A 6,928-nucleotide genomic window follows, 5' to 3' on the forward strand; every position below is an offset into this window, starting at 1 on the left:
AAGAATTTATGGAGAATTTATACCAATGGATGCCTCTGAATTTGGGAAAGGAAGAATAGCTTTTACTATAATGGAACCTGACCCAATTGTTCTTGCTATTACTCCTTTTAATTTTCCCCTTAACCTTGCTCTCCATAAAATTGCTCCAGCAATTGCAGCAGGCTCAAGCCTTGTTTTTAAGCCCTCAAGTTTTACTCCTAAAACAGGAAAACTTTTAACAGAAATAATTCTTGAAGCAGGTTTTCCACCAGAAGGTTTTGCTTTTTTGACAGGTGGTGGAAGTAGTGTAGGTGAAACTTTGTGTAAGGATGAAAGAATAAGACATATAACATTTACTGGTTCAAAAGAAGTAGGCGAAAGAATATCTCTTATAGCAGGTTTAAAAAAGAAGACCTTTGAACTTGGTTCAAATTCAGCCCTATGTATTTTCTCAGATTTTGATTACAGAAAAATCCTCGAAAGAATAATAAAAGGTGCATATTCTCTTGCAGGTCAGGTTTGTATATCAATTCAAAGAATTTATATAGAAAAGAAAATTAAAGATGAATTTATTAATGACTTTCTGAATGCAATCAAAAATTTAAAAGTTGGGGATCAATTAAGAGAAGATACAGATGTGGGACCTATGATTTCAGAGGAAGCTGCAAAAAGAGCAGAGGAGTGGGTTAAAAGGGCAATTCAAAGAGGTGCTAAGATTTTACCAGAATTAAAAAGAGAAGGTTCATTTTTTTATCCAATACTTATAGTTGATGCTTCTGAAGATACTGAGGTTTGTTCAAAAGAAGCTTTTGCTCCCCTTGCTGTTTGTAATGAATTTGAAACAGAAGAAGAACTTGTTTCAAAGGTAAATAATTCTGAATATGGTCTTCAATGCGGTATTTTAACTAATGATTTAACAAGAGCACTAAAACTTGCAAAGGAAATTGAAGTTGGAGGAGTTATTATAAATGATATTCCATCTTTCAGAGTTGATCATATGCCCTATGGTGGAATGAAGGGTTCAGGTCTTGGAAGGGAAGGACCCAGATATGCTGTAAGGGATTTTGTAGAAGAAAAGATTGTTGTAATAAAAATAGAATAATTTTTATAATTTCTTGAATTAAAATTGTGCAATTTTTTTATAATTAAGATGGAATAATATTTGCTTTTGAGTTATTTGGGAGGTGATAAAATGAAAAAATTAAACTTTTTAATTTTTTTAAATCTAATGGGATGTTCTATATCCCTTTTCAAGGGAGATATACCTTTTATAAAAGATGATATAAAAAATATAAGGGCACCCTATCCTGAAGATCCTATGATAGGTCTTTCTTTTGATGCTATATCAAGAGATCAAAATGCAATAATTTTTGCTTCCTTTCAAGGTGGTTATACATGGAAAGGTGGGGCAGAGTTATATAGGCCTCCTGATACCTTTGTGGCTGTTGAAACAAAATTTACTTATTTACAGGGTTCTATAAATTTTGGTGTTTTACCCTTTTACAGAATAAGACCTTATATTTATCCCTATGCTGGTATAGGTCTTGGAATATTTAGTTCTGAAGCCTACGGGGTTTACAAAAATGATTTTATAACTATCTTTTATCCTTATTTAAGAGGAGGATTCCAAATTTCCTTTCCATTTTCAAAGGAAATTCTTAAAGGAGAAAAAAGTAAATTTTCTCCCTGTTTGAATTTTTCTTTTGGGTACCAGTTTTCCTTTGAAAGGTGGCTTCAGGGACCATATTTATCCATGGGTTATTCTGGTTTTTTTCCTCATGAAGGCATATGGGCAATTTTGCTTGGTGGAGCACTTATAATTTTAGGAGGTAGAGAATGAAAAAATTAATAATTGTTTTAAATTTATTTTTAGTTTCCTGTATTTCCCTTTACCTTGAATCAGGTTCAGAGTATCTTGATTTGAAAGGTATAAACAATGAGATTAAACTTTTGAATTCTGAGGAGGTTAAAAACTATTCCTTTGGTTATGGATTTGGTGGTGGTTTTTATAAACCTGGTAAAGTTTTTTTGCGTTTACTTTTTCAGCAGAATAAATTTGTATCAGATAATAAGTTAAACAGATTTTACATTCAGACAGGAATACTTGATGGAGGAGCAAACTTACTTAAGTCAGATATTCTTGGTATTTATCCAATTGTTGGAATAGGAACAAGCTTTCAGGAACTTATACTTGAAGGTAAAAGTTATAGAAATTATGTTTATCCAGTGATAAAGGGCGGTGTTGAGTTTAACATAAATTTAACAAGAGAAATGCCAGGAATTTTTACCTTATATTTAAGAATGGAAGGAATTTATTCTTCAGGATATTTTCTTGATAGGCCGGATTTTTCAGATTTTATAATTTCAAATCCTTTAAAGGGTTTTAATTTTTCCTTTGGTTTATCAATGGGTTATCATAAGGAGGATTGAAGGAAATATTAGAGAAAATTATATTTACAAAGGGTTTAATTGGTGGGACCTTATGGAGCACTTTTGGACTTTTTTCGAATTCTGTATTTTATTTTCTCTTTTTATCCTTTGCTGGAAAAATTATAAGTGCTGAAGGAGTGGGGGTTCTTGGCATTTTTTATTCTTTCTATACCTTTTCTTCCTTTTTTCTTGGTTCAGGATTCAGGGATTATTTAACAAGAAAAATAACTGAATTGAAAGCTAAAAATGAATATAAAAAGCTCAGTGATTTACTTGACGAAACTTTTACTTATGTTTTTTTGACCTTTATTTTTTCTTTTATTTTTTTCTTTGTTTTTAAAAATTTGCTTTTAAAAAAATTGTTTAATAATAGTTTTTTCCTTTTTATATGTGCCTTTTTAACTCATTTTTTTTCAACCATCTCATTAATAGGTAGGGGTATTCTGCTCGGAAAAAAACTTTTTTACCTTTTCAGTTTACTTACTTTTATTAGAGGCTCAATATTTTTAATTTTTGGTTTTTTATTCTTTTTAAAGGGAATTGATAAAATCCCCATTTTCATAATTCCATACATTATTTCTGAATTTTCAAATTTTATTTTCTTTGTTTTATATTTTATTTACTTAAAAAAAGGTTTAAGATTTAAAGCAAATTTCAATTTTTTAAAAGAAGGCATTTTTTCAATGAGTTTTTCCAATACACTTTTCCAAGGTTTTTACAATTATCCGATAATACTTATGAAAATTAAGAATATCTCTGATACTTTAATTGGCAATTTAACTGCTGAAATTTCAATTTTTCAGTCAGTAAGGTTATTTTTCAACTCCTATTTTGTTCCAGTTTATCCCCATGTGGCAAGTTCTTATTATGAAGGTAAAAGAAAAAAATTTTTTAGAACAATTTTTTATTCACTTATTTTAATTTTTACATCAGTTTTAGCTTTTACAATTCTTGTAATATTAGGAGGGAAAACCTTTCTTTATCTTTTTTTCCCAAAAAATAAATTTACTTTTTATACATCAGAATTTTTATTACTCTCCCTTTCTCTTTTACTTCATCTTTTAACAAGATTTTTTTCAAGGATATTTTTTGCAATTCAGAGAGAAAATTTTGTTTTAAATATATTACTTATATGGCTTTTGATTTTAACAGTTCCTTATGTTATAATTAAATTAAATAATGAAATAATTTTTTTACTATCTTTAATTAACATAGCAAGTTTTATTTCTGCTTTAATTTTTATATATTTTTCAATTAAAATTTTTACTAAAAAGGTTCCAATCCTTTTAAGGAAGGAGAAATAAGAGATGAAAATTTTTCTTGATAGTTCAAATCTTGAAGAACTAAGGAAATTTAAATCACTTGGAATAATTGATGGAGCAACCACAAATCCAAGTCTTCTTTCAAAGGAAATTAAAAGACTTTACCCGGATTTTAAAGCTAAGGATAAAAGAGAGCTTTTTGAAAAGGGTAAGGAAATATTAAAGGAAATATGTGAAATAGTGGATGGACCTGTTTCAGCAGAAGTAATTGCCACTGATTCTGATGGAATGGTTAAAGAAGGAAAGGAATTGTCAAGAGTTCATAAACATATTGTTGTAAAAGTACCTTTTGGAGAAGAAGGTTTAAAGGCTACAAAAAAACTTTCTTCAGAGGGAATTAATGTTAATATGACCCTTATTTTTTCACCTTCGCAGGGTTTACTTTCAGTAAAAGCTGGTGCAAGGTATATATCACCTTTCATAGGAAGGCTTGATGATATTTCAAACGAAGGAATGGAAGTTGTGAGAGTTCTTTCAGAAGTTTTTTCAATCTATGATTTTGATGCTGAACTCCTTGTAGCAAGTGTAAGGCATCCAATTCATGTGATAGAAGCTTCACTTACTGGAGCTGATATTGTAACTGTTCCTCCAGAAGTTCTTGATAAAATGTTAAAACATCCTTTAACAGATATAGGGCTTAAAAGATTTCTTCAGGACTGGGAGTCACTTTTAGGTAAATGATTCCTTTTATTATAACAATTTTTTTAATTTCTCAGAAAGAAATTAGTGAAAGTAGAGAGAATGCTATAATTAATGCTGTTAAAAAAGCCCAAAATGCTGTTGTTTCAATTACATGCTTTAAAACAAGGTATGTTTCTATTGCACCCTCAATAATAAATGACCCTTTTTTCAGGGATTTTTTTGAGTTTTTTGATTTTCCAGAGTATAAAGAGAAAATTTCTTCACAGGGCTCGGGTTTTATAATTTCAGAAGATGGTTTAATTCTTACAAATGAACATGTTATCAGTAATTCTGATAGTATAATTGTTACATTACCTGATGGAAGAAATTTTGTTGCAAAAGTTATTGGTTCTGATTATTCGCTTGACATTGCTCTTTTAAAAATTAATGAAAATAATTTACCCTATCTTTTGTTTGCTGATTCTGATAAACTGGAAAGGGGAGAGTGGGCAATAGCAATGGGTAATCCTTTTGGTTACCTATGGGAAGATGTTGAGCCAACAGTTACAGTTGGTGTTATAAGTGCACTTAACAGAACATTTAAAGGAGAAGGTGAAAGAATTTACAGGGGAATGATACAAACAGATGCTGCAATAAATCCAGGAAATTCAGGTGGTCCTTTACTCAATTCAAAGGGTGAAGTAATAGGGATGAATACTTTTATAGTATCAAAATCAGGTGGTTTTGAAGGTATAGGTTTTGCAATTCCTTCAAATATTTTAAAAAATGTTCTTTCTTACTTAAAAAAGTATTCCTATTACCCAAGGGGATTTCTTGGTATTGAAGTGAAACCTGATGAAAAAGGTATAAAAGTTATATCTGTTCTGGAAGAGAGTCCTGCTCAAAAATCAGGATTAGAGAAAGGAGATGTAATTATAAAAATCGGAAGAAATGTCATAAAAAATTATTCTGATTATAAAAAAATAGTAGACCTTTTAAGAAGTGATGAAAATGTAGTTATAATGGTTGAGAGAGGAAAAAATAAAGAAGTAATTAATCTTACACCCATATCACGATATGATGGTGTTATTAAGATGCTTGGTATAACAATTGAAGAGCGAAGGGGTTCTCTTATTATTAAAAATATAAAAAGTGGAAGTTACGCAGCAAGAATTGGTCTCAGGGAGGGAGATAATATAACTCATATTGAGGGAAAGGAGGTAAATAGTATAAAGGATTTAGAGAAGATTCTTTCAGAATATGTAAAAAGGGAAAAAAAATGGGGTATAAAAAGGGGAAGGTACATATATGAATTTATTTTCAAAGAAGTGGATTAGTTTTTCAATTATTTTTATAATTTTAACAACTGGAATTTTCTTTGGTTTCTATTTCTATTTATCAAAGGATTTACCTCCTCTTGAGATGATATATTTTTATAAACCGGCAAAAGTTACCCATGTATATGACAGGGAGGGGAAGATAGTTTATGAATTTTTTACAGAAAAAAGAGAACCTGTGCCCCTTGATTCAATTTCTCCTTTTATACAGAAAGCTTTTATAACACTTGAGGACAAAAGATTTTACAAGCATTTTGGTATAGATTTTTTACGTTTAATTAAAGCATTCTTTGTAAATATAAAAGAAGGTAAGTACACACAGGGTGCATCAACAATCACACAGCAATTAGCAAGAAATATGTTTCTTACTTTTGAGAAAACACTTGAAAGAAAAATAAAAGAGATTGTTTTAGCTTTAATAATAGAGAAAACCTTTACAAAAAATGAGATTCTTGAAAGATATTTAAATCAGATTTACTTTGGAGAAGGTATATACGGTATAAAAACAGCATGTAAACATTTTTTTGGTAAATCTCCGAAAAATGTAACATGGGCTGAAGCAGCTTTACTTGCTGCTATTCCCAAAAATGCCAATATTTATTCTCCCTTTAAAAATCCGGAACTTTCTAAAAAAAGAAGAGACTTTGTCCTTAAAGTTCTTTATGAAAATAAAGTTATAGATAAAAAAACTTATGAGGAAGCTTTAAAGGAACCCTTACCACAAAAACAGAATAAGGATAATGAATCTGTCAAAGGTATAGGAAGATATTATTTTGAGGAGGTTCGTAAATATATTAATTCTCTTTACGGAGAAGATTTTCTTTACAAAGAAGGAGTTAATATCAGACTTTCAATGGATTTAAGATTACAGAAAATAGCAGAAAAAATTGTTGATTCTATTTTACCTATTTATGATAAAAGAGTAAGAGCCTACCATAAAGGAAGATATAAAAAATCTGATTCTTTAAAACTGGAAGTCGCAATGATAGCAGTTGATGTTGAGACAGGTGATGTACTTGCTCTTATAGGTGGAAGAGACTTTTTAAAGTCACAGTTTAACAGAGCAATTCAGGCTAAAAGACAGGTGGGTTCAGCTTTTAAACCTTTTATATATCTTACAGCAATTAATTCAGGAATTTTTCCCGGTGATCCAGTTGAGGATTTACCTTATGTTATAGAAGATGATGGTTCAGGGAAACCATGGAAACCAAGGAATTTTGATGACCAGTTTATGGGTCT

The 6,928-nt window shown here is 30.0% G+C and carries 7 protein-coding genes; all 7 read left to right on the forward strand.

What is annotated here, in order from left to right; genetic code table 11:
* On the forward strand, positions 1-1,081 hold a 1,081-nt coding region (locus ABIN73_10230; protein MEO0270101.1), incomplete at its 5' end, for an aldehyde dehydrogenase family protein.
* Between the two features lie 90 nt (positions 1,082-1,171).
* Positions 1,172-1,819 carry a hypothetical protein gene (locus ABIN73_10235; protein ID MEO0270102.1) on the forward strand — a complete coding sequence of 216 codons (648 nt, stop codon included), beginning with the start codon at positions 1,172-1,174 and terminating at the stop codon, positions 1,817-1,819.
* Positions 1,816-2,409: a hypothetical protein gene (locus tag ABIN73_10240; GenBank protein MEO0270103.1), complete on the forward strand. Its 594-nt coding sequence runs from the start codon at positions 1,816-1,818 to the stop codon at positions 2,407-2,409. The genes ABIN73_10235 and ABIN73_10240 overlap by 4 nt, the downstream gene beginning before the upstream one ends.
* Complete coding sequence (locus ABIN73_10245; GenBank protein MEO0270104.1) at positions 2,406-3,713, forward strand: hypothetical protein; 1,308 nt, start codon at positions 2,406-2,408, stop codon at positions 3,711-3,713. Before ABIN73_10240 ends, ABIN73_10245 begins: the two co-directional genes overlap by 4 nt.
* Positions 3,714-3,716: 3 nt before the next feature.
* Complete coding sequence (fsa, locus tag ABIN73_10250) at positions 3,717-4,412, forward strand: fructose-6-phosphate aldolase (protein ID MEO0270105.1); 696 nt, start codon at positions 3,717-3,719, stop codon at positions 4,410-4,412.
* Positions 4,409-5,689 (forward strand): trypsin-like peptidase domain-containing protein, encoded by a 1,281-nt coding sequence (locus tag ABIN73_10255; GenBank protein MEO0270106.1) that lies wholly within the window; start codon positions 4,409-4,411, stop codon positions 5,687-5,689. The genes fsa and ABIN73_10255 overlap by 4 nt, the downstream gene beginning before the upstream one ends.
* Positions 5,661-6,928 (forward strand): transglycosylase domain-containing protein (locus tag ABIN73_10260; protein MEO0270107.1); only part of this gene is annotated, 1,268 nt, incomplete at its 3' end. The genes ABIN73_10255 and ABIN73_10260, both read left to right, overlap by 29 nt.

This window comes from candidate division WOR-3 bacterium (assembly GCA_039804025.1).
Lineage (GTDB): Bacteria > Hydrothermota > Hydrothermia > Hydrothermales > JAJRUZ01 > JBCNVI01.

What these genes read in the sequence shown, in the direction of transcription:
- ABIN73_10240 (MEO0270103.1), top strand. Translation starts at nt 1,816, where the DNA reads ATGAAAAAATTAATAATTGTTTTAAATTTATTTTTAGTTTCCTGTATT.
- ABIN73_10255 (MEO0270106.1), top strand. Translation starts at nt 4,409, where the DNA reads ATGATTCCTTTTATTATAACAATTTTTTTAATTTCTCAGAAAGAAATT.
- ABIN73_10235 (MEO0270102.1), top strand. Translation starts at nt 1,172, where the DNA reads ATGAAAAAATTAAACTTTTTAATTTTTTTAAATCTAATGGGATGTTCT.
- fsa (MEO0270105.1), top strand. Translation starts at nt 3,717, where the DNA reads ATGAAAATTTTTCTTGATAGTTCAAATCTTGAAGAACTAAGGAAATTT.